Raw genomic sequence first — 21,856 nt, 5'->3', positions numbered from 1 at the left:
AACAGGAATTGAATTGTGCGTTAAATGGATAACTGGATGCCTGTATTAAACTGTATTGGTTGCGGATACCTCGCATTCGGCGTAGCAGGATCGATATTATTGCGATCTGCCTTCCACAAAAATCCCAGGTTACGTACATACAGATAAATTCTTACCGCCTTGAAAACTGCAGGCGCTTTTTTCCCTGTTGGAATCGAGTAATTCAAACTGATATCCTGTATGGCAATATGATCCCCCTTTGAAATCAGCGTCTCTGAAAAAAGATAAATGGTAGATTCGTTCTGATCAAATCCATTCAGACCACCGCCGGCGGGAACATTGGTAACCAGCTCATCACCGGGCTTCTTCCATTTATGAAGCAGATCGGTATGAAATAAGCCCGATCCCGTATACTCCATACCGGGAAATAAAGATGATCTGCGGTAAACATATCCTGCTTTCCAACTAAGCAGCACACTCAATTGCAGCCGTTTCCATTCAATATTATTTAATATGGAACCATAGTATGGCGGATTGGTAACACCTGCATACACCATATCTTCCGGCCGCAGCGAGGCCATATAACCGGCATAGTCGGTCGACTTCTGACCATCCTGATAAATAATCATCTTTCCGTTTGAAGGATCCAATCCGCTCCAGGGATAAGCATAGATCCCGGATATCGATCTTCCAATTTCCAGCGGAATCTGATACCCCAGCGTACCAACATAGGCGTTACCATTCAATGTACCGGAATTGTAATAATTCTTCACCTTATCTGCGGCGAAATTAAATAACCACGTAGTCTGCCAGTTTACAGCCCCTTCCAGGTTCTTTGTAGTTATTTGAAGATCCACCCCTTTTGTTTGCAGCGATGCATAGTTATACCGGTATTGCGATACCTGATAGTTGGCGGTATTTATACCTGTGGATGGCGGAAGAAAAGCATCCCCGATAAGATCATTCGATTTTTTTGTAAAGAATTCCAGGCTTCCGCTTATCCTTTCATTAAATACCGACCAGTCAACTCCGAGATTAAGTGTATTCACCTGCTCCCACCTAAGCGATGGATTACCCGGCGAAGTAATGCCGGCATACGGCTCCAGATCCGGATTCAGCGCTATGGCAGATGCATAATCGATCACCGGGAAAGTGGAAACCGACTTGTTTACGTTTCCGCTGCTGCCGTATGTTGCGCGGAATCTGAGCTGGTCCACCCAATCGGCTTTAAAGAATGGTTCCGAAGAAAGATTCCAACTGGCTCCGGCCGACCATAGCAGCGTACCTTTCTGGTTGGTTTTCACCCCAAATAAGTTGGAACCATCCCATCTCGCACTTCCACTCAGAATATACTTCGATCTGAATGTATACGAGGAGTTTGCGAAGTAAGATAAGTACCGGTCAATTCTATAAAAAGTATTTTCTGTGGCGCCGGGTATTGGCGCACTGGCCCATGAAGTATACAATTTATAATTTTTGACAAAGTCCATCCTTGATGTTCCGATACCCCGGTCCGGGTCATAATTATACAGGATGGTTTCCGGGAAACTCTCTTCTATCGTCTGCCTCGCTTCCGCCCCACCCAGGAAGGCCAGTTCATGTTCAGCCATGCTTTTGCGCGCGTTGAGCTGAATTCTTCCGGAATGCTGCACACGTTGTACAGGGCTTCCCAGTTTGAGTATCCCTCCATAAGGAATCGGCCTTTCACCGTTTGGCTGGGTATAGTTGTTGACAAGATTTCTTACGTAGTATGTTTCCTTATCGTACATATACCGGGTCGATGATTTGTCTTCGGTATACTGATAGGTTGCATCAATATCCACGCCTTTAACCACCTGGTACCGGAGGTTGCCCAACAGATTCAGGAATGAAGATGATGAGGTATTGTCGGCACGCCTGATTTCTTCCAGGGGGTTATAATACCACGGCAGCAGGCCTCTTTTTTCTGCGCTGTCTGCAATAGCCGTGCGGATCCGATATTCGATTTTAGCCGGATTTCCATACTCATCTACAAGCGCAGTATACGGCTGTAAACCTGAAGTACTGCCCGCCAGGTCTGTCATTGTGAAAGCGTTGTTATTTGCGTTTGTTCTGCTGTAGCTTATCCGGGTGTTTATTTCAAGTGTTTTTACTGGTTTGAACGCATTCTGCACATTCAGTGTCAGCCGCTGGTTATCGGCACCCACCATCGCGGAACGCATCTTGTCATATCCCACAGAAAAGAAATACTTGTTTACGTTGCTTCCGCCATTAATGTTTAATGCGTATTGCTGTTGAATCGACTGCTGATACAGGTATTTCAGCGCATCATTGCGGATATCCGTATTTTTCATCCGCTGTTCCTCTTTCAGAAATGCTTCTTCACTGATCAGGTGATCACGCTGTTTAATGAGTAGCTCCGCATAAGGAGAAAAAGCGATCATACCATTTTCATCTGTCTGCCAGTCGCCGCGGAGAAATTTCTCTTTCTGTATCTGCATAACCATTGACGAAGGCATAAAACGTTTGTCATAAAAAAGATCCGGCTTTCCTGAAACAGCTGTATTTGCAGAAAACGACACCTGGGCTTTCCGGTTATAACTTCCCTGCCTGGTTGTAATTACGATCACTCCGTTTCCGGCGCGGGCTCCCCATATCGATGCCGCTGCGGCATCCTTTAGAATCGTTACGCTTTCCACATCATTGGGGTTTATGTCGCGGATATTTCCCTCGAAAGGGAAATTATCGACAACGATCAGGGGCGAAGATTCCGACATGATCGTGGCCCTTCCCCTGCTCTCTAACTGAAACTCCCCTACATTTTCACCTTCTGCATTTGTGCGGTTGAACAGGAGCCCGTTGGTTATACCTTCGAGCCTGGTCAGGATATCCGGTCCCGGGCTCCGGTTTATCATTTCCCTGGTTATTTGCGTAAAAGACCCTGTAGCCCTTTCTTTCGGCAACTGTTGGTATCCGGTTGAAACGATCGCCACTTCGCTTATGCCTGTCTGCATTACCCGTAATACAATTAATTTTTCTTCCGGCTTTCCATCTGCAACAAACTCCACTTTTTTATATCCCACGAATGAAACAATTATTTTATCGCCTTCCTGTGCTTCCAGTGAGAACCAGCCTGTTTTATTGGTAGTAACTCCGCCAGATTTTCCTTTTATCTGTACAGTAGCCCCTTCCATCGGATAACCGATAGAATCCAATACCCGTCCGTAAACATGAACAGGTACGGCTTCAGGCTCCGTGGGAGTAACGGGAGAGGAAACCGGATCAGGAACAGATTTTTGGGAAAGAAAAATGGTTTTGCCCTGGATAACATATTTTATATGCTGGCCTTTCAACACCAGGTCTAACAGTGAACGCAGGGGCATCGCGGATACATTCAGCGAAATGGAACGGCTGCCTGAGAAAATTCCCTCATTGGCCATAGTTACGTAGTCCGTTTGCTTTTCAACAGCAGAAAAAATATGCTGCAGAGAAATATCTTTCCCTGAAAGCGTTACCTGCTGGGCCTTACTCTTCCCATACACAGCAAAAAAAGAAACGATTAGCAGAAAAATAGTCAATTTCATGACTAACAGGATTTTGGTTGCGATCCCTGGAAGACCGTTACCCAACATCCGCGGCTCTCCGTACAGGGTAGCAACGAAACGTCCGGGCATAGGAAACCTGGAACCAAATGCAATTTTTTGCATAAATTAGCACAGTTTGGTTGTTGAAAATGGAGTTCAGACCTCGATTTGAATCAGCCGGACATTTTGCCGGAAGAGCTTCGAACCACTTCCGGCTTTTTATTTACAGCAGATCCCTTTCTTTTAATTCATCATCTTCTTTCTTTTTATATTATTGTTTCAGATTATGGCAATACGATCAGTTTTCGTCCTTCCAGGCGGCAATTGATTCCCAGCTCCTTCAGCCCAACCAGCAAACCATCAAGCGAAATATCCTTCGTCATCTTGCCGGTCATTCTTTTCTCCGGAATCCCCTGTTCATACACCACTTCTATATCGTACCAACGTTCCAGCTCCTTCATTACTTCGGCAAGTGAGGCACCGTTGAAATTGAACAGCCCATTTTTCCAGGCCATAACCTTTTCAATATCTGCATCGTTCACCACCTTTATTCCGGTCTGCCCATTCCCTGCCGGCATCCTTGCGATCAACGCCTGCTGACCGGCCCGGAGCACCACATCCGCAGCTGATTTATTCCGGCCAGGGGAAGCAAGGATACTTCCTTCCAGCAGCGTTGCTGCAATGTTCTCCTCGTTTTCATAGGAGTTAATATTGAAATGGGTACCTAAAACCTGCACCAATGCCTTATTGCTTACACTTACGCTAAAAGGCTTTCCACTACTTGCCGCTATTTCAAAATATACCTCACCCGTAATTTCCGTCTGCCGTTCCGGTCCGGAAAAGCTTGTCGGAAACCGGATGGAACTGGCTGCATTCAGCCAGATACCGGAACCGTCGGGTAAGGTTAGATGGTATTGCCTGCCTTTAGGCGTTGAAATGGTATTATAAACGATTTCGTTTCCCGTTCCTTCATATACCAGCACACCGTTAGTCACCCTCGCTGAAACACCGCCCTGCATGGCAATTGCAGAATTCTGAAAGGTATCCAGCAATACCTGCGAGCCATCTGCAAGTGTCAGCACCGCACCCTGCATGCCGGGCTTTATCTCAGTTCCATTACCGGCAGTAGCCGGCGTACCTGTATTCCTTTTGTGTGTGGCCAGGAAATAAACCGTAACACTCAGTACCAGGAGCACAGAAGCCGCAGCTACGCGCCATCTGCCCAGGAACCGGAGCTTACCTTTAACCTCACTTTCGCGGTCAGGAAGTTTAATGCCTGCAATCTTTTCAGCCAGGCCCCTTGCCTGCTCTTCCGGATAACCGGTGGCAGACAGGTTGTTATACTCCTCTTCCAGCGCCGCAATAAGCTCCGGGAGGCGGTTGTTATCTTTCAGAAGGGTATGCAACGTGTAGGCATCTTCTTCAGATTCCTCCCCGTTGAACCATCGTCTGATCAGTTCTTTATATTGTTTATCGTCGGTATTCATCTGGCTTCGTGCTTAGTAGAACAATAAAAAATGAAAAAAGGGGATATGGCAGGAGCAGAAAAAATCAGATTTTTTCAGACAGCACGAAAAAAAGGCAGGGATCTTATAATTCAGCCAGGCCGATAATGAACAGGGCATACATTTCAGGATGTTCACTGATGTAACGGTTTATAGCCGCCGAAGCAAACTGCAGATATTTCTTAACCGATTCGCGGCTCAGCCCCAATTCGTCGGCTATCTGCTGGTATTTTTTTCCATCCCGGCGGGCCATGATCCATACTTTCTTTTGCTGGGGAGGCAGACGCTCTATAGCCTCATCGAACAGTTTCCATTTCCATTCATCGGGGTTCTCATCTGCTTCAGACGTCGTCTCTGCAGCCCACTGTGAATGTTGCAACCTGACCCGGACTGATTTCCGTAGCAGATTTACAGCCAGATTCCTGCTGATCGTGAACATATAGGGCTTAAAATTATTCACCTGTCCAAGCCACTCCCGGGCCATCCAGATCCTCAGAAAAGTATCCTGAATCAGCTCCTCTACCGAGGCGGGATCGCGGGTAATTTTAAGAAGAAATACATGAAGAAGCCCGGCATGCCGGGCGATCAATTCTCCAAAAGCCTTCTCGTTTCCTTCTGCTACAAGCAGTAGAAGTTCCTTTTCATCGTATGACCGGGTGGTAGACAATATGAAAATTTCAATGCATTACAAGGATAAATGAAAGGTTATGCAATGTCCGAAATATAACAAGTTGCCGGCAGTCAGCGCAGGATGCAGGCGGTAACGGTTTAGTCGTCGGGCTGGTTGGTTGTAAGCGGACAAGCTATTATTGATTCCCCTGTTTAATGGCTGCATTGCATTCCCCGGGATAAATGTAGCAAAAAAAGAAACCAATAGGTAGGATAATAATATGCTCTTTTCCAGGGAGTTTCTATTGTAAGAATATTTTTCACATAACACATCCCTGTGTATCCATCAGGGTTTATCTATCTTAATGCGCAACAGGTAGAAAGGAGGCTTACTCTCCTCTTTTCCCTGGTTCCAGAAAGGTCTTTTATGAAGTTGATCGGAGACAAGGTACAGGTAACCGTTTGGCGCAATGGCCAGCCCATCGGGCCAGGAGATCAGTACAGTGTCCTTTACCAAAGTAGAATAGCCCGCCGGCGTTGCCATTACTACAGCACTGTTTTCAACATCAGTCACAAATAAAACGCCGCCATCTCCCACCTTGAAGCCATCCGATTTTGGCTTGGGGGCATAGTAGGTGATCTTACCAGACAACGCGCTATCACTCAATGCCTGGTTCGATAGTGCTGCTGCCGCAATCCGGTAAATGCTGCGTCCTCCAAGCGCTCCAAAATATATCCATTCCATTTTCGGGTCGATGGAGATGGGGTTAAGAGGATACCTGGGATTAAGCACGCTGCCGTCCGGAAAAACATGGCTAACAGCATGGCCGTTAATCACCACATCTTCATCTACCGGCTGAAAACTGGAATGATTTTCCAATATACGCCTTGCGTAACCTGTTTGCAGGTCCACCACCACAAAGGCAGGAGCCGCCGGCAATATCAGTCCTCCCATTGACATATCCGCAATCACTGCTGTGTGACGCTTTTCATCAATGACAAAATCCTGCAGAAATGAAGAGGGTTTGAGCACGGCATCGGGTATGGGATATACATGCAACAACTTCCTGGTCTCAATATCCCAGGCAACCAGCTTGGGCGCCTGGGCAGGTATGGCTTTACGGTTCCCCAGGTCCAACACCCATAACACATTATCTGCAGTTACCTGGATACCGATAGTGGCGTTAATGCCCTTATAGGAGTACCCTTGCGGATTTCTGGTCCAGGTGGTATCCGGGAAGTCTGCTACACTGCCGTCCGGCAAAACCTCCTTCACTTTATAGGGAGATGCTGTGGCATCACTCATTGTAATAAAGACCCTTCCCGAAGGTGATACAGCCACATTGCCCGGACGTTCCCGGTCAAAGGAGGCGGCTACTTCCAGTTTACCGGTTGACTGTGCAGCTGCGGGCTGTATACCGGATTGCAATAGGGCTGCTAACAGCAACCCATATACGAATTGTTTTATCATTAAGCGTTCTTATTGTAGGTTTTCTTAGCATATTTGTTGGAAGCAATCCAATCTTTCACAGAGATTCCTTTGGGTTCCCAGCCCAGCCTGCGGGCATTCACCGCTTTGATACGACTATTGGACCCCAGGCCATAACGCGCAAGTCCGCCGACTTCCGCCACCGCATCTGCTGCATTCCAGCTTTCGGTTGCGCCGCCAAATCCAAGTGCGTTACTGATATAGACAGCCAGGTCTTTGTAGGATTCTTCTCCGTTTTCCGCAAACAGACAGGTACCTGCGGGTGCCCGTTCCAGTGCCATCAGGTACAGATCCGCTACATCGGCAATATGCACATTAGACCACCTGTTGATACCTCTCCCGATAAATACACCTTTGCCGGTTTTAATTGATTTACGATAGATGCAGGGCAATTGCACACTCTCTACATCAAGCCCCAGGCTGTCGCCATATATCATGGAAGGGACAATTACCACGCTGCGGATATTCCGGCCGGCACCTGCTTCAAGCACCAATTCATTGATGGTTACACCTGCCTGCCTGGCTTCCAGCGGAGTGTAAGATGTGATTTCTTCAAACACCTGTGGATTTTCCACATCACCCAGTACATCATCAGCAACTATGCTGGAGCCGGAAGTATGAATAAACAATTTTCCCGTGCCAGCCACGGCATCCAGCAGGGTTTGTACCGCCATAAAATGCTCGGAGTCGGCTGTATGGATCACCCCATCTGCTAATGCCGCATACCTGGTCAGCAGCTCATCGTCTTCCAGCGTGCCTACTACAGGTATAAATCCCAGTTGTCTGATGTCTGTTGCTTTTGCCTTATCACGGACAAGACCATAAATAGTATGTCCTTTATCTGTCAATAATTTGCCTACGGAGCTGCCGATGTAACCATTAGCGCCCGTTAAAAAGATATTCATCTCTCTCTTAATTCTTAATGGTTGGTTATAGAAGAAAACTGTTTTTAATAACTTGCCTCCACAATCTCTCTCACTTTATCAGGCGTAACATGCTGCCTTTCGCCAATGGCTATCCACCCGCGCTGTTCAAAACGTTCAACGATGATATCCGCAGATTTTGCATAGTCGCTGGTATAACCCGAAAGCTGCGTATCCACACCCATCTCATGGAAAAAGTCTATCGTTTTTATAATGGCCAGTTGGGCCAGGGTATTGATATCATCCCCTTTCAGTCCCCAAACACGCCGGCCATACTGGGCCAGTTTTTCTTTCTTATCTGTAAACATCACCCGGTAAAGATTGGGACCAATCACTGCCAGCGTACGTGCATGATCAATGCCATAGAGCGCCGTAAGTTCGTGACCGATAAGATGAGTTACCCAATCGGTGGGCACTCCATTCTGTATAAGGCCATTTAAGGCCATTGTACAACACCACATCAGGTTAGCAGCCAGTTCATAGTCACCGGGATGTTTCACAACTTCAGGTCCGGTTTCGATCAGGGTTTGTAAAATGCCTTCGGAAATCCTGTCCTGCAAAAAAGCAGAAGTGGGATACGTAAGATATTGTTCCATGACATGTGTAAAGGCATCCACCACACCGTTCTGTATTTGTGCTGGAGGAAGGGATGCTACCACGCCAGGATCACAGATGGAAAATTGAGGGAAAAGAGCAGGTCCTGCGAAAAAAAGTTTTTCCTGTGTAGCAGCAATTGTCACCACAGAACCGGCATTCATCTCACTACCGGTTGCGGGCAAAGTGAGCACAGTTCCCAGCGGCACCACGTTATCCGTTATCTGTATTTGTCCACGCAACAGGTTTACGGGATCATCTTCAAATTTTATGGCGGCTGAAACAAACTTGGCGCCATCGATAACGGAACCTCCTCCTACAGCCAGGATAAAATCCAGTTGTTGTTCCCGCGCCACCATCACGGCTTTCATGAGTGTTTCAAAATGCGGATTGGGCTCCACTCCGCCGAATTCAATTATCTCATGGTACTTCAGAGTTTCTTTCACCTGCTCATACACACCATTCCTGAAAATGCTACCGCCGCCGTAAAGCAGCAGTACACGGGCTTTCGCGGGAACCAATTCTGCCAGCCTTACTATCTGCCCTTTACCAAAAATCAATTTGGTAGGATTGAAATATTCAAAGTTTAACATGATATAATGATTTAGCAGCGATATGTGTTTTATCTTAAGTCTACAAAAGTAGACCGCTGCTAATCTTTATAAAATGTTTCAACTCACTAATTAAATGTGACATAGCGCACATCCGGGCGGGATGTGGCGGTACGGCGGACTTCCGTCTCAATCCTGATCAGGAGATATTGTTAGCCTGCTTAAGGTTTCCCTGGACACGCCGATATAAGATGCCAGCAATGCTTTGGGTACACGCTGAAAAAGGGAAGGGTATAACTCAAACAACTGCCTGTATTTTGCCTGCGCATCATTGCAGAGCAGCGATAATATACGGCGCTGCAAAGCAACATAGCCGTAGTTGGACTTCACCCTGAAAAAATGTTCCATCTTATGCATTTCACTGCATAGTTTATCCTTATTCTCCTTGGTGATACCCAACAGCTCACTGTTTTCCAGACAGTCTGCAAAAGTAGTAGCAGGCATACCAGTCAGATACGCTGTGTAATCAGATAACCACCAGTCTTCCATCGCAAATTGCAGAATATGCATTTTTCCGCCTTCATCCAGGATATAGGATTTCAACAATCCTGAAAGCACAAAATATTCATAATTCGCCGGGTCTCCCTCTTGTATTACAAATTGATGTCTTTTATATTTTTTTCTGACAAAAAATGAAAGTACATACTCAAACTCTGTGTCAGTAAGCGATACAATTCTTTCTATCTGCTTGCGAAAGGTATATTCCATAAAGACGTTATTTGAATGTGATGTGCCTCACAGGATAACTGTGATCGGGCTTATTACACCATTGGCCACCCGAAATGAACTTTACACAAAGAAAATAAAGTATGAAAACAATAACAAAAAATCAGTATCAGTCTTCGGCAGCACCCTTGACAAAGTTGCTGTTTAAAGCGCTATAAGCGCTGAAGAACCCGGATAAAAAAAGCAGCTCCTGATGGGCTGCTTTTTTTATCCGGGCATTGGAAATATGTCCGGCTACTTCAACCAGAATTTGAGGCAGCCCGCTGAGTACTGCACAGGGCCGCCTGATAACAAAATATTCCGGGTTAGTCCATTACTGCTTTGCTGCCCGGGCAGCGGCCAGTTCAATTGCCCTGGCGGCATTGACAATACCACCACTAATAGACAATTCGCTGAAAGCGATTTTTTGAAGTCCATTCTTGCGGGAAAGTACGGGCCCGTTGTATTTTACTACCGATTCCATGATGATTTCCTTTACTTCCAAAGCTGAGAACGCAGGATAATAGGACCGGATAAGGGCGGCAATGCCAGCTACTACCGGCGCCGCCATACTGGTCCCGTCCATATTATCATATTTACTGCCGGGAACAGATGACCAAATGCCTACGCCTGGTGCGAATACATCCACGGTGTGATGTCCGTAATTAGAGAATCTGGCGGGCAGGCTTTCTCCTAATCTGGGACCCGAAGCGCCCACTTCCAGCCACGCTGCAGCCTGTCCGCTACCGTCGGCATACACGCGATTGGGATAGTTCTCCTCAATGTCAAGGTCCAGGGCATCATTGCCGGCAGCATGAACGAGGAGCACATCTTTTTTCATGGCATATTTAACGGCTTCGTCTACCAGGGGCTTGTGCGGTGAAAAATGTTTTCCAAAGCTCATGTTGATAACACGGGCGCCATTGTCAACAGCGTATCGAATAGCATTCGCTACGTCCTTATCGCGCTCATCTCCGTCTGGTACTGCCCTGATACTCATGATCCGAACATTATCGGCTACCCCGTCCAGTCCAACGCCGTTATTACGCACCGCGCCAATGATGCCGGCTACGTGTGTACCATGACTGGCACCGGGTCCCATAGCGTCAGCAGTACCGTACCGCGTTTCGGTAAGGTCGGTAATGTTGTCGCCCACTATCCCTCGTGGGTCGTAGTCCAGGTTCAATGTATAGTTTACTTCAGCTTTACTGTGCTCCAATGCACCATAGATCTCTTTGCTCAGGAAGGCAGAAATGCTGGGATATTCCCGGCTTCTGGCCAGCAGCATCGACTTTAAGGAGGACTGCTCCATCGTATTGGTTTGTATGGCCAGGATATCTTCCCTGGTGGGCTCTGGTTTACCGATGGTGTGCAGGATGCTGTCGATCACCTGCCTTGCATAGGTAATGCCTCTTAACTGCTGTTTAGCCTTTACCATTCGTGTTTGCCATAGCTGGCGCCGTGTTTTATACAAGGCCAGGCCGTTGGTGTCGGCTGGCAGGTTGTTCAGGTCAGGAAACTGCTGCTGGCCTTCGCGGACCAGGCGGGTCAGCTCCGAATTGTCATATTGCACATTGCCTTTGGCAGAACCCAGGAAGCTCCATCCATAGGTATCATCGGCATACCCATTTTTATCATCATCCTTTCCGTTCCTTTTCTCCCGGGGATTTTGCCACAGAACGGCTTTTAGGTCGGTATGGGTAGAATCAATGCCGGAGTCTATAACTGCCACCAGCACAGTCTTACTTTTCTTTCCTTTCAACAGCTCATAAGTTTTGGCAGTGCTGACTCCAAAAAGGCTGTCTGCCGATAGGTCTTTATGCTGCCAGCCTTGCTGAGCGGAAGCTGTTGCCAGGCAAAAGCCCGGCAACAGTGTCAGTATGATTTTTTTCATTGCTTGTTTTTTTGAACGATCGCCTTGGCTGTTTCAGCTGTCAGTTTACCCTCCACGAGCATTTGCAGATGCTCGTCCGTCAACACGAAAGGATCGGTGATCCATGCAATTTTATTATTGCGGATCAGGAATGTGCGTGGTATACCGATGGTGCCGGAAGGTTTCAGCCAGTTTCTATCAAAGTCTGCTTTATCTTTTCCTCCATCGAAGGCAACCATGCTGTTAGTGAAAAAGGCAGCGTGGTCCGTGATAAACTGCCGCACTTTGGCTGTATCACTTTCCCAAACTCCCTGGGAGATAAAGGTGATCTTACCTTTAAACTTAGTGGCCAGTTCACTCATGTGCGGCATGGATTTGATACAGGGCTTGCACCACGTTGCCCATAGCTCAATCACATAGATCTTATCCTGCTCAAATTTGGTAATGCCACTTTCTTTAAGCCAGGTTACCGCCGGATACTTATTAACTGGTTCACCGTTGTCGAGGAAGGAATACAGCTTCTGCGCACTGAGGATTTGAGCAAGCGCTATGATCACCACACCGGTCAATAGGATTTTTTTCATGATTATTTATTTATGATTTTTTTTATCTCGAGTTCTGGTTCGGAAAGAAAATTGACATCCCGCACCAGGATCTTTCCATCGGTGCCGATAAGAAAGCTGTGAGGAATCATGCCCATCGAAAGGTCATATGCCTTTCCCACAGTGGTGGTATCAGCTTCCGCTGTCAATCTTACCGGGTGGATGAGGTTAATGATATTGGGTGTTTGGAAGCTGGCTTCCTCCACCTCGGTTAACCACCGCTGTTGGTCGCTATCACAGTACACAGACACGATCACCAGGTTATCATCTTTGCACTGCCGGCTTATTTTATTGATGGCGAAGCTAAAAGGCTCGAAAGGAATAAAATTGCGGCTCCAAAACCAAAGCAGAACATTTTTTCCCTTCAGGGAAGAAAGTGTAACGGGCTTTCCACTGATATCGTTCAGTGTAAAGTCCGGCGCCTGTATTCCTGGAAGCAACTTCCCCGCGATAGCAAGGCTGGCGGCCACCCGCTTGCCACTGGGCGTATTGCGGACGGCTGGAGAATAGGTGTTAAATTCTGCTTCCAGCTTAACGGGGTCTTTAATAAAGCCATCTACCTGCCTTGCCCAGAGGCTGAAACCTACAAAGCTGTTAAGATGACTTTTTGCAAATGCTATCTGGATCTCGCGGCGCCTTACCCGCAAGGCCTGTAATTCCTGGCCCACGCGTTTCATATTTTCCTCATCCCCTGCTTCCTGATATTCTTTAAACTGCTTTTCCAAAACAGGTCCTTTTTCCTGCAAAGGCTTGTATTGAAGGAAAAGCGCATCGAGATCTGTTTGCGATGGACCGCCTTTCACCTGCGTGCTCAGCAGGTTAGAGTCTCCTTTCATGGAAATGGTGGTAGCCGGATCCAGGAAAATCTCCTTGAACTGCCCCCTGACCGACTTATTCTCCGGGATGAAAGTGAGTGAGGCGGCTGCAGGTTCCTGGAGTTGTCCACTGAACTGGAAAGCGCCATTGCTAACTTTTACAGAGTCCTGGACAAGCGTATGCATGCTCTCATAACGGATGGAGAGCATCCCTTGCTGGTCTTTGCCCATTTGTCCTTCAATTTTGAACGGAAGTTGCTGTGCATACAAAGTGCAGGATACAACGGTCAGTGTAAGCATGGCGCTGCCTGCTAACACGTGTCTGAGTGTCATCATGATTTATTCTATTTTAGTTTTTTTTTAAGGATTGTTTGCCATATCCGGATTTGCATCCATGATGTTCCTTGGAAACTTTAACACAAGGCGGTTAGGTAATGAAAGTGTGTATTCAGTGGTTGATCCATTGGCATTGTAAAGGCTATGCTTAAAGCTGATGCCGGTAAATAAAGGGTCTACCGACAGGCGGCGCATATCAAACCAGCGATAGCCTTCCATAGCAAATTCACGGATACGTTCGTCGATGATGAATTTTACCAGTGCTGTCTGGTTAGTGGCAGTAGCTGCAGGCACTGTTGCATCGGCCACAGGCATCCTGTTTTTGCGCAGGGTTTCAACATCAGCTACAGCACCGGTCAGGTCACCGTTCCGTGCTTTGCACTCAGCGCTGAGTAAATAAAGTTCTGGCAACTGCAAGCCAAATCGCGCATATTGTACACCATACTTACGCAGCCTGCCGGCCGCATTGGGCGTATTGTCAGGATTGCGGCTGGTGTAGAGTTTCAGACGCAGGTCATTTGCACCGTACAGTGCAACCGCTTGTGGCGCCAGCACTAAGCCACTGTTGCTCAGCTGGGTGTAGGGCCCGCAATTCCAGACTTTAGATAGCAACGCCTCCTGAATGTCACTCGGATTCTGCCCGGGAGAGCGCGGCCCATTCATCGGATCTATTGGCAGGAATGCCCCTCCAGGCGCCAGCGTCTCATTGAAGTTGTAGAGCAACGGGCTGCCACTTGCAGCTACCTGGTTAAGGGCACTTTGCAGGTAAGGCAGGGCCTCTGCCGGCTTGCCCATAAAAAGATATACTTTCCCCAGTAGTCCTTCGGCAGCAGGTTTACTCATACGTGTAGCGATGGCACGTTTGATAGGCAGGGTTTTAATCGCTTCCTTCAGGTCATTGATAATAAAATCATACGATTGTTGCAGGGTGCCCCGGGGATAAGCCGGCGTATTGATATCAGCCTTATCGATCATCGGAAAACCGGGATCAGTTCCAGCCGTTGAGGCTATATATGGCCTGCAATAATAATTTACCATGTTGAAGTGACTCCAGGCACGTGTTGCCAGTGCTTCGGCCCGGATGATACTTTTCTGTTGCAGTGTTCCTCCATCAGCCTCCATAACTTCAAGGATAACCTTATTGAGGTTATACATCTGACTGTTATGAACGGTGATAGCAGGTCCGGTCTCATTGGTAGTAAGATAAATGGTATCGGCCCACTGGAATAATCTTTCCTTAATGAAGCTACGGTTCAAAAAGAAGGTGCCTTCAGCAGCGATTTCGTCTCCCATAAACATGGGTTCCTGCCAGCCGCCGGACGAGGCATATAAATAGAGACCGGGATCATTCATCAGCAGCTCATAGTCGTTCATGTTGGATGCCACCCGCTGCCCCATAGGCACTATTTCCAGCCAGCTCTTTTTGCAGGAGATGAATGTGATGAGAATGATTATATATAGAATCGATTTTTTCATCATGTTGTGTTTAACTGTTAGAAAGAAAGGTTTACTCCCAGCGAATAGCTGTGCAGCGGTGTGCTGGTTTGCCAGCTGGGATCTATTCCATCTTTATTGGCTGTCCAAATCAGGAAATTGCTGGTTTGGAGATAGACGTTAAGGGCCTGTATTTTCAATATCTCAAGCACTTCAGCAGAAAGGCTGTAGTTCAGCGTTATGTCACGGAGTTTGATATAGGACGCGCTCACTACATTGATATCACCATTTGTATAATATTGAATATCACGCCGTCCCCAGTTGGTTGATGCACTGGCTACGTAAGACGGTACATTGGTAAAGGCTTCATCACCTGGTTTCTTCCAGCGGTCCATAAAGAGCACTGAATAGTTGGCGGCGCCAAAGTTGTTGCGGGTGGCGAGTCTGCCACTGTACAGGCTATTGACCGGGCCGCGCATTTTGGCGCCAAAGCTGTAAACGATATTGCCAGTTAAGCTGAAGTTTTTATATCCGATAACGTTACTGATACTTCCATTTATGGGCGCCTGACGTGTTCCCATGTATACCAAATCATCAGCCTCTGCGATGCCAGGCTGCTTGGTAACACCGTTTTTGGCAGTATAAATCTGCGGATCGCCCATATTATCAAGGCCAGCGAAACGGTACGCAAACAAAGGGTTCATGGGATACCCTACCAGGTAACTCGCTCCCATCCTGAAAGATGCCGTGTTCATAAATGGAAGCAACTTGGTATAAGAGTTTAGCTTGTTACGGTTATAACCAAACTGGAGACTGCTGGTCCACCGGAAATCCCTGGTGGCAATATTGCTCGATGTGAGGGATATTTCAATGCCCCTGTTGGTCATCTCACCAAGGTTGCCCATGATCGAGGGTTGACCACTAAAGGGATTAACGGATGTAGATCCGAGCATGTCGCTTGTTTTGCGGTGATAGACATTGATGCTACCGCCAAGCCGGCGGTTAAGCACACTAAAGTCAATGCCCAGATTGATAGTACGGGTGCTTTCCCAGGCAAGACCGCGGTTGGCGGGTTGCCCCAACGTAAGAGCGTCCCCTGCAATCAGCCCTGTTTGGGATGCGGCTGATATTACCCTGAGCACATCATAAGTCGAAGCGGAACCGATGTAAGGCGAGTTCCCCGTGATCCCATAGGTGCCGCGCAAACCGAGTTCATTGAGCCAGGTCAGTGGTTGCATAAAACTTTCTTTGCCGATCTGCCATTTACCACCGATGCTCCAAACGGGCTTGTCCTGGCTGGCCAGATCACTACCGAACTGGCTGCTGTAGTCCTGCCGCCAGCTGGCATCCACGCTGTATTTCTGATTGAAGGTATAACTGGCAAGGCCAAAGTAAGAGATAAAGCGGGACTTTTCTTTCAATGGAAAGAAAGGTTGATAAGGTATAAAGCCATAACCGGTGATGGTCCCCGGAATTCCGTTTTGCATTCTCGCCCAATCAATGGAAGCATAAGTGCCCAGAGCTTCGTCATATCCGAGTAAGGTTGATGTATTGGAATGGGCACTCATTTCCTGTGTTTCCTGGCCGAGGTGCACTAACAGGTTATCCTGGTTATTACGCGGTTTTGCTTCATAGATAAGTTGGTTGCGCACCGTCCAGTTACGACTATTGTTCTCTCCGGTCATGTAAACCCCGCCATTCTTTGGAAAATGGTAGATGGGCGTTCCACCGGGGCCTGCATCTTCGGTTAGGCTCAGGGCAGTTTGACGGAGGGAATACGTGCTGTTGTCCCAATAGCTGGTGTTTGTACCAGGCGATGTCTGATAGCCATAGGAGCCACTGAAGCGCAGTCCCTTCCAGATCGATACGGCAATATTAGCTGTTACATTCGCAAAAAGGGTGTTTCGCTTTGCGTTACCTTTGTCGACTTCGCTAAGCGGATAGTAGTCGAGGTTGATCTGGCTCCTGTCCTGGTAATCCCGTCGCAGGGAATCTGAATACCCGCTGAGAAAATTCATGGGAAGTGGATTACCTGCTGCATCCTTAAACAACTGATAGGGCAAAAAGTCATTGCCAATGGTAATGTTGTTTTTATTGCTGCTAACCTTGTTGACCAACGAGGTAGTCAGGCTGATATCTATCCGCTTGCCAACATGGAGCTGCTGGGAAAAGTTTAATTTATAAGAATGGTCCTGGTCACCTGGGCTGTTGTTATTGACACCCGTATAACCGAGGGAGGCGTAAAAGCTGTAAGTATTATTGCCGCCACCAATTGATACGGTATGGTTGGTCGTAAAGGCCGGTCTTTGCCAAAGGTCTTCGATTTGGCTGGTATTGCTAAGAGATGCGAGGCTGTCGAGGCTTTTATTGGCCTGATCTGCAGAAATAAGCCCGTTATATTGATTGTATAAAATCTGTTCATGCGGGGCAATGACCTCATAGGTAAGGCTGGCCCAGGGATATTCTACCGGGTCGAATGTTTCCCGGGCTGCCTGGATGTATTGGCGGCTGTTCATCATCGGGATCTTCCCGTAGTTAGGTCTGCCGGAATAATTAATAAAGCCACTGTAGGTTACAGCCAGCCGCTTGTTTTTATTTCCCGATTTAGTGGTTACGACGATTACCCCGTTAGATGCTCTCGCGCCCCAGATGGCCGCTGCAGCGGCATCTTTGAGGATGGTAATATCTTCAATATCATCCGGATTCAAAGCACTGAAATCAGTCACAATCACCCCGTTTACCACATAGAGCGGATCTCCGGGGAGCGTAACCGACGACTCACCGCGGATGGTGCTTTTGCGGGTGGTGCTATGATTATAGCGGCTGGTGTTGGACTGTCCGGTGGAAGATAATACCAACCCGGGCACCAGGCCGTCGAGGCGCGAAATGATATCCATCGTGCTGGTACGGTTCTTCACCACTTCCATATCGGGCTTACTGAATGCGCCTGTCGCTCTTTCTTTAGAAAGCAGCTGGTAACCGGTATTAACCTGCTCAACAACTACTCCTTTGAGTTGAGTAATCTGCACTTTTAATACAATTGTATTCAGCGGCTGAGAAGGATTACTCTTTACTTCCCGGCGTTGATAGCCAATGGCTGAGATGACCAACATGGCATCAGGCCTGTCGGTAAAGATGCTAAAGGCGCCGATGTCGTCAGTAGCAACCGTAAAGGGGCCATCCTTAATTCCTACGGTAGCCCCGGGGACAGGTTCATTCCTTTCGTTGATTACCCGCCCCCTAATTTCTACAGAAGCCTTGTATATTGCCGGTGGCCCAACCGGTGTTACGCCGGCATTCTTCCTGGAAACAATAATGCTGCGACCCAGCATCTCATACGTTAATGGTTGGTTTTTGAATATGAGTTCGAGAAAATCTGCCAGCGCCATTTTTTTCACGTCAATGGTGACAGGTTTTGCAATAGCAAATACTTCCTTGTTACCGGATGCACGGAAGCCGGTTTGCGATTTGACCGCACTCAGCACCTTTTGGAGTGAGAGATCACTGCCCTTAAGTGTAACGGTTTGACCCTTTGCTCTTGCAGCGGCCAACAAGACCAACATCAATAAAAGGTAAGCAGCGCGTTTCATCACTTTGGTTGTAATACGGATTGCGGCCAGGTGCGGCCAGTCTCCCATTCGTTTTGGTTGGTTAAGGCCATAAAAAATATAGCCTTCAGAAAAAGCGTTTCTTTCCATACTTTTGCAATGATTTGGTTGATAAATAAGTAGTCTTCGCGGACTTACGTATTATGTCATGACCAGGTTCCCGCCGGCAGTGTTTCGACCCACTTCCGGCTTTTTTTATTGGTCATGGCAGGCATTCTCTGTCTAGTGTATGATGAGTTGTTTCTTTTGACTATCCATCGTGAACCTTACTCCCGAACGTTCGAGGAAGTGGAGCATCTGCGCCAGGCTCACATTACTTTCTATCTCTCCAAAGAACATGATATCAGGCACCTGCTTTTCATAGATAATGTTGATGTCATACCAGCGGGCCACCTGCTTCAATACGGTTGACAGGGGCTGATCCTGGAAATTAAATAACCCATTCTTCCAGGCAACAGCGGCATCGGTATCTACTTGCGGTAACACTTCAATCTTACTGGTCACATTCGCCTGCTGCCCTGGTTTCAATACTGCAGTGGCAATTCCCTGCTTCACTTTGATAGCTCCTTCCAGCAGGGTAATACGTGCGGCTGACTCATCGCTGTAGCGGTTCACGTTGAAATGCGTACCCAGTACTTCCGTGCTCACTCCATCAGCAGATACAATGAAGCCATGCCCTGGATCTTTTGCAACTTCAAAGTATGCCTCACCGCTCAACTCAACTCTTCGCGCGTCCTTCCCTACTGCACTGTAGAAACGGAGGCTCGACTCACTGTTTAACCACACCCGCGTACCGTCCGCCAGGGTAATGACTGCCACCTTGCTGCCTCTTGGATTGAAAAGTGTATTGTAGGTGACCTCCCCTCCGGCAGGCTGGCTATCCGCATAGCGGATGTCTCCATTGGCTTCCCGTACCACTTCAACATCACCCTGCATGGCCAACAGCCCCTTAGCGGCACTGTCGAGCGCGATCTGCTTCCCATCTGCCAGGGTAATCATCGCCTTCACCGTACTGGGCGCCGCCAGATCAGACAACTGAGCATTTTGATGACGGTGTGAACCGGATGGCCGTACTGCCAGCATCCACAGGGCAATGCCTGCGATTAAGAAAATAGTAGCCGCTACTCCTGCACGCTCCCAACGACGCAGGAAGATACGACGGCCTGCAGGTCTGCCTGACGCGACTTCGTGCCGTGCAGGAACCTGCGTATCCTCATAATGCAGGATACGCGACAATACCTGTTCTGCCACTGCTTCGGGCATATCCTCCTCTACACCGGTCAGTTCCCATGACCGGCTTATCAGTTCTTTTAATTTTTCTTCATTTTCTGCCTCGAGTGCCAGCGCCGCCAGCGCTTCTTTCTCTGCGGGGTTGGCGGTTCTGGCAAGATAACGTTCAAACAATTCGCTCAATCGATCTGCTGCCATAACACAGGTTTTATTTAATAAGTCACAGATATGCCGTTCTGTATTATTGACGCACGGAAAAGTAATTCGGATTAGACAGGATTTATATTTTTTTAATTAACATATATCATTGAGTTGTCCCGACTCTATCCAACGATGAAAGTATTGCTATGTGAAACAGGAATTACCTGGTCAGAGACTTATTAAATCAAAAACATTAAAAGAAATACGGGAAGAATAAAGGCTTTGCACGATAAGGCCACATCAGGGCCGGTAAATATCGAAAAACACAAATAGCGCAATGGCATAAGGACCATAAGCGTCGTTGACAGACCGGCGCAAATTAAGCAAGGCATCGGCCAAATGTTTTTTGGCAGTGTTTACTGATATCCCCAGCTGTTGGGCAATTTCGTCAGTCTTCAAGCCTCCTTCACGATTGAGCAGATACACTGTCTTTTGCTGAGGAGTGAGATTATCAACCGCCTGCCGGATGAAATTGCGCACTTCTTTACTCATGAGCTGATGCTCAGGTTGTGCGGGCTGTTCGCTGAAGGATTGGTTGGCTTCCTCCTTCTTCAATTCAGATAAAATGAGCGCTTCTTTGGCCATGCGACGAAATCCACTGACTGCATAATTCCGGGCCATCCGTTGCAGGTAGGCGCCAAAATTGTCAATAGTGCCAAGGGTAGCCCTGTTGAGCCATACCTTAAGAAACACCTCATGTACAGTATCTTCAGCTGTCTCCCGGGATTCTGTAAGCCGGTAAATATTAGTGTAGAGTTTTTTCCGGTACGCATTGAACAGGGTTCCAAATGCCTGTTCGCTCCCGGATGCTACCTGTTGCAGCAGTTCCTTTTCGGTATTAGGTAATAGTTCCAACAATACGTTTAGTCGATTTACTCCCGCATTAAAGATACAAAAAAGCGGAAAAGTATTTCCAAAAATCACATATTCACTCCGGTTGGAACTTCATCACCTTGCGGGAAGAATCCGCCCTCACTTCATTATATATATGATAATATTAAAAAAATCCTGATGGCACAATCAGCCCATGTGCACAGTATTTTATTGCGCCATTTTTATAATGATTATGCAATATAGCAAAAATGGCCCATATTTTGTTTAAACGATTAAACAAACCTGAGACTCCATTGCCCAGGCATTATGTAGAGACAGGTTTCCAGGCTTTCCCGGAGTAGGGACCTTCAGACCAAATTCAATATATATAGTATGTATAACACAATTAAACCAATGAAAAAACTAACTACTTCGCTAGTACTGTCCATTGTATTTCCTGCAACAATGTGCGTTGCACAGAACAAACTGGATCAAACAGACCCGATCAGAATTCAAAAGCAAGTACGCGATTTACATGAAGATTTAGCTGACCTTAAACAACAGCGCGAAAAATTGCTGCTGCAAATTCCCAGGGATTCCATCGGGTTGGAGAAGGCAATAGAGGCCTCCCATGATTGGCAAATAAAAAGTCGAAATTCTGCCAGAAAGGCTGTCGGCGGCACCATAAGCGAAAACAAAAGATCGGAAAAAGATGCCCGTTCGGCCAAGCAGGCAACCGTAGAGGCAGAAGAATATGAGGGGAAGCTTCAAAAAGAACGGCAAAAGCTTACACATCTGACCGAGAAAATAGCTAAAGTAGAGGAAAAAATTATGAGTTTGCAGGCTAAGATATCTGGTACATCAGATGACGTTCAGCATTGAGTCAGGAACCAATGGAGAAAAAGCGCTGTTGACTATTTTTAAGTTTTTTATCCGCCTGTTAAACGAACGGTCCTGCAATCAGGA

General features: G+C 47.3%; 15 protein-coding genes. 1 reads left to right on the top strand and 14 read right to left on the bottom strand.

Annotated elements, in window-relative coordinates; genetic code table 11:
* Nucleotides 1–20: 20 nt before the first annotated feature.
* The 14 genes from PV783_RS16755 to PV783_RS16690 form a co-directional block, all read right to left on the bottom strand.
* Complete coding sequence (locus tag PV783_RS16755; RefSeq protein WP_420988838.1) at nucleotides 21–3,665, bottom strand: SusC/RagA family TonB-linked outer membrane protein; 3,645 nt, start codon at nucleotides 3,663–3,665, stop codon at nucleotides 21–23.
* 161 nt (nucleotides 3,666–3,826) lie between these two features.
* The gene (locus PV783_RS16750; RefSeq protein ID WP_420988837.1) at nucleotides 3,827–5,029 is read right to left on the bottom strand and encodes a FecR family protein; all 1,203 of its coding nucleotides are present in this window, start codon (nucleotides 5,027–5,029) and stop codon (nucleotides 3,827–3,829) included.
* A 103-nt stretch (nucleotides 5,030–5,132) separates the two neighbouring features.
* Nucleotides 5,133–5,714 (bottom strand): RNA polymerase sigma factor, encoded by a 582-nt coding sequence (locus tag PV783_RS16745; protein ID WP_159454161.1) that lies wholly within the window; start codon nucleotides 5,712–5,714, stop codon nucleotides 5,133–5,135.
* Between the two features lie 288 nt (nucleotides 5,715–6,002).
* Nucleotides 6,003–7,127 (bottom strand): L-dopachrome tautomerase-related protein, encoded by a 1,125-nt coding sequence (locus PV783_RS16740; protein WP_420988836.1) that lies wholly within the window; start codon nucleotides 7,125–7,127, stop codon nucleotides 6,003–6,005.
* Nucleotides 7,127–8,050: an NAD-dependent epimerase/dehydratase family protein gene (locus PV783_RS16735; protein WP_420988835.1), complete on the bottom strand. Its 924-nt coding sequence runs from the start codon at nucleotides 8,048–8,050 to the stop codon at nucleotides 7,127–7,129. Before PV783_RS16735 ends, PV783_RS16740 begins: the two co-directional genes overlap by 1 nt.
* A gap of 44 nt (nucleotides 8,051–8,094) precedes the next feature.
* Entirely contained in the window at nucleotides 8,095–9,255 is a 1,161-nt protein-coding gene (locus PV783_RS16730) for an iron-containing alcohol dehydrogenase (protein ID WP_420988834.1), read from the bottom strand.
* A 147-nt stretch (nucleotides 9,256–9,402) separates the two neighbouring features.
* Nucleotides 9,403–9,981 carry a Crp/Fnr family transcriptional regulator gene (locus tag PV783_RS16725; RefSeq protein ID WP_079467811.1) on the bottom strand — a complete coding sequence of 193 codons (579 nt, stop codon included), beginning with the start codon at nucleotides 9,979–9,981 and terminating at the stop codon, nucleotides 9,403–9,405.
* 331 nt (nucleotides 9,982–10,312) lie between these two features.
* Nucleotides 10,313–11,872 carry a S8 family peptidase gene (locus tag PV783_RS16720; protein ID WP_420988833.1) on the bottom strand — a complete coding sequence of 520 codons (1,560 nt, stop codon included), beginning with the start codon at nucleotides 11,870–11,872 and terminating at the stop codon, nucleotides 10,313–10,315.
* Nucleotides 11,869–12,435 carry a TlpA disulfide reductase family protein gene (locus PV783_RS16715; RefSeq protein WP_079467813.1) on the bottom strand — a complete coding sequence of 189 codons (567 nt, stop codon included), beginning with the start codon at nucleotides 12,433–12,435 and terminating at the stop codon, nucleotides 11,869–11,871. The genes PV783_RS16720 and PV783_RS16715 overlap by 4 nt, the downstream gene beginning before the upstream one ends.
* Before the next feature lie 2 nt (nucleotides 12,436–12,437).
* Nucleotides 12,438–13,604, bottom strand: a complete 1,167-nt coding sequence (locus PV783_RS16710) for a redoxin domain-containing protein (protein WP_336385920.1) — start codon at nucleotides 13,602–13,604, stop codon at nucleotides 12,438–12,440.
* A 24-nt stretch (nucleotides 13,605–13,628) separates the two neighbouring features.
* A complete protein-coding gene (locus PV783_RS16705; protein WP_420988832.1) occupies nucleotides 13,629–15,080 on the bottom strand; it encodes a RagB/SusD family nutrient uptake outer membrane protein in 1,452 nt (483 codons plus the stop codon).
* Nucleotides 15,081–15,097: 17 nt separating this feature from the next.
* Nucleotides 15,098–18,736: a SusC/RagA family TonB-linked outer membrane protein gene (locus PV783_RS16700; protein WP_420988831.1), complete on the bottom strand. Its 3,639-nt coding sequence runs from the start codon at nucleotides 18,734–18,736 to the stop codon at nucleotides 15,098–15,100.
* Between the two features lie 132 nt (nucleotides 18,737–18,868).
* Nucleotides 18,869–20,074: a FecR family protein gene (locus PV783_RS16695; protein ID WP_420988830.1), complete on the bottom strand. Its 1,206-nt coding sequence runs from the start codon at nucleotides 20,072–20,074 to the stop codon at nucleotides 18,869–18,871.
* 243 nt (nucleotides 20,075–20,317) lie between these two features.
* Nucleotides 20,318–20,932: an RNA polymerase sigma factor gene (locus tag PV783_RS16690; RefSeq protein WP_420988829.1), complete on the bottom strand. Its 615-nt coding sequence runs from the start codon at nucleotides 20,930–20,932 to the stop codon at nucleotides 20,318–20,320.
* Nucleotides 20,933–21,283: 351 nt separating this feature from the next.
* Between PV783_RS16690 and PV783_RS16685 the strand changes: the two genes are divergently transcribed.
* Nucleotides 21,284–21,772 (top strand): hypothetical protein, encoded by a 489-nt coding sequence (locus PV783_RS16685; RefSeq protein ID WP_420988828.1) that lies wholly within the window; start codon nucleotides 21,284–21,286, stop codon nucleotides 21,770–21,772.
* Nucleotides 21,773–21,856 lie beyond the last annotated feature (84 nt).

The organism is Chitinophaga sp. CC14 (assembly GCF_048957795.1).
Lineage (GTDB): Bacteria > Bacteroidota > Bacteroidia > Chitinophagales > Chitinophagaceae > Chitinophaga > Chitinophaga ginsengisegetis.
This window is presented reverse-complemented; position numbering and strand designations above follow the sequence as displayed.

Coding starts and splice junctions, on each gene's coding strand:
- PV783_RS16725 (WP_079467811.1), bottom strand. CDS start 9,981: ATGGAATATACCTTTCGCAAGCAGATAGAAAGAATTGTATCGCTTACT.
- PV783_RS16700 (WP_420988831.1), bottom strand. CDS start 18,736: ATGGAAAGAAACGCTTTTTCTGAAGGCTATATTTTTTATGGCCTTAAC.
- PV783_RS16695 (WP_420988830.1), bottom strand. CDS start 20,074: ATGGCAGCAGATCGATTGAGCGAATTGTTTGAACGTTATCTTGCCAGA.
- PV783_RS16755 (WP_420988838.1), bottom strand. CDS start 3,665: ATGCAAAAAATTGCATTTGGTTCCAGGTTTCCTATGCCCGGACGTTTC.
- PV783_RS16705 (WP_420988832.1), bottom strand. CDS start 15,080: ATGAAAAAATCGATTCTATATATAATCATTCTCATCACATTCATCTCC.
- PV783_RS16735 (WP_420988835.1), bottom strand. CDS start 8,050: ATGAATATCTTTTTAACGGGCGCTAATGGTTACATCGGCAGCTCCGTA.
- PV783_RS16685 (WP_420988828.1), top strand. CDS start 21,284: ATGTATAACACAATTAAACCAATGAAAAAACTAACTACTTCGCTAGTA.
- PV783_RS16710 (WP_336385920.1), bottom strand. CDS start 13,604: ATGATGACACTCAGACACGTGTTAGCAGGCAGCGCCATGCTTACACTG.
- PV783_RS16750 (WP_420988837.1), bottom strand. CDS start 5,029: ATGAATACCGACGATAAACAATATAAAGAACTGATCAGACGATGGTTC.
- PV783_RS16730 (WP_420988834.1), bottom strand. CDS start 9,255: ATGTTAAACTTTGAATATTTCAATCCTACCAAATTGATTTTTGGTAAA.
- PV783_RS16720 (WP_420988833.1), bottom strand. CDS start 11,872: ATGAAAAAAATCATACTGACACTGTTGCCGGGCTTTTGCCTGGCAACA.
- PV783_RS16715 (WP_079467813.1), bottom strand. CDS start 12,435: ATGAAAAAAATCCTATTGACCGGTGTGGTGATCATAGCGCTTGCTCAA.
- PV783_RS16740 (WP_420988836.1), bottom strand. CDS start 7,127: ATGATAAAACAATTCGTATATGGGTTGCTGTTAGCAGCCCTATTGCAA.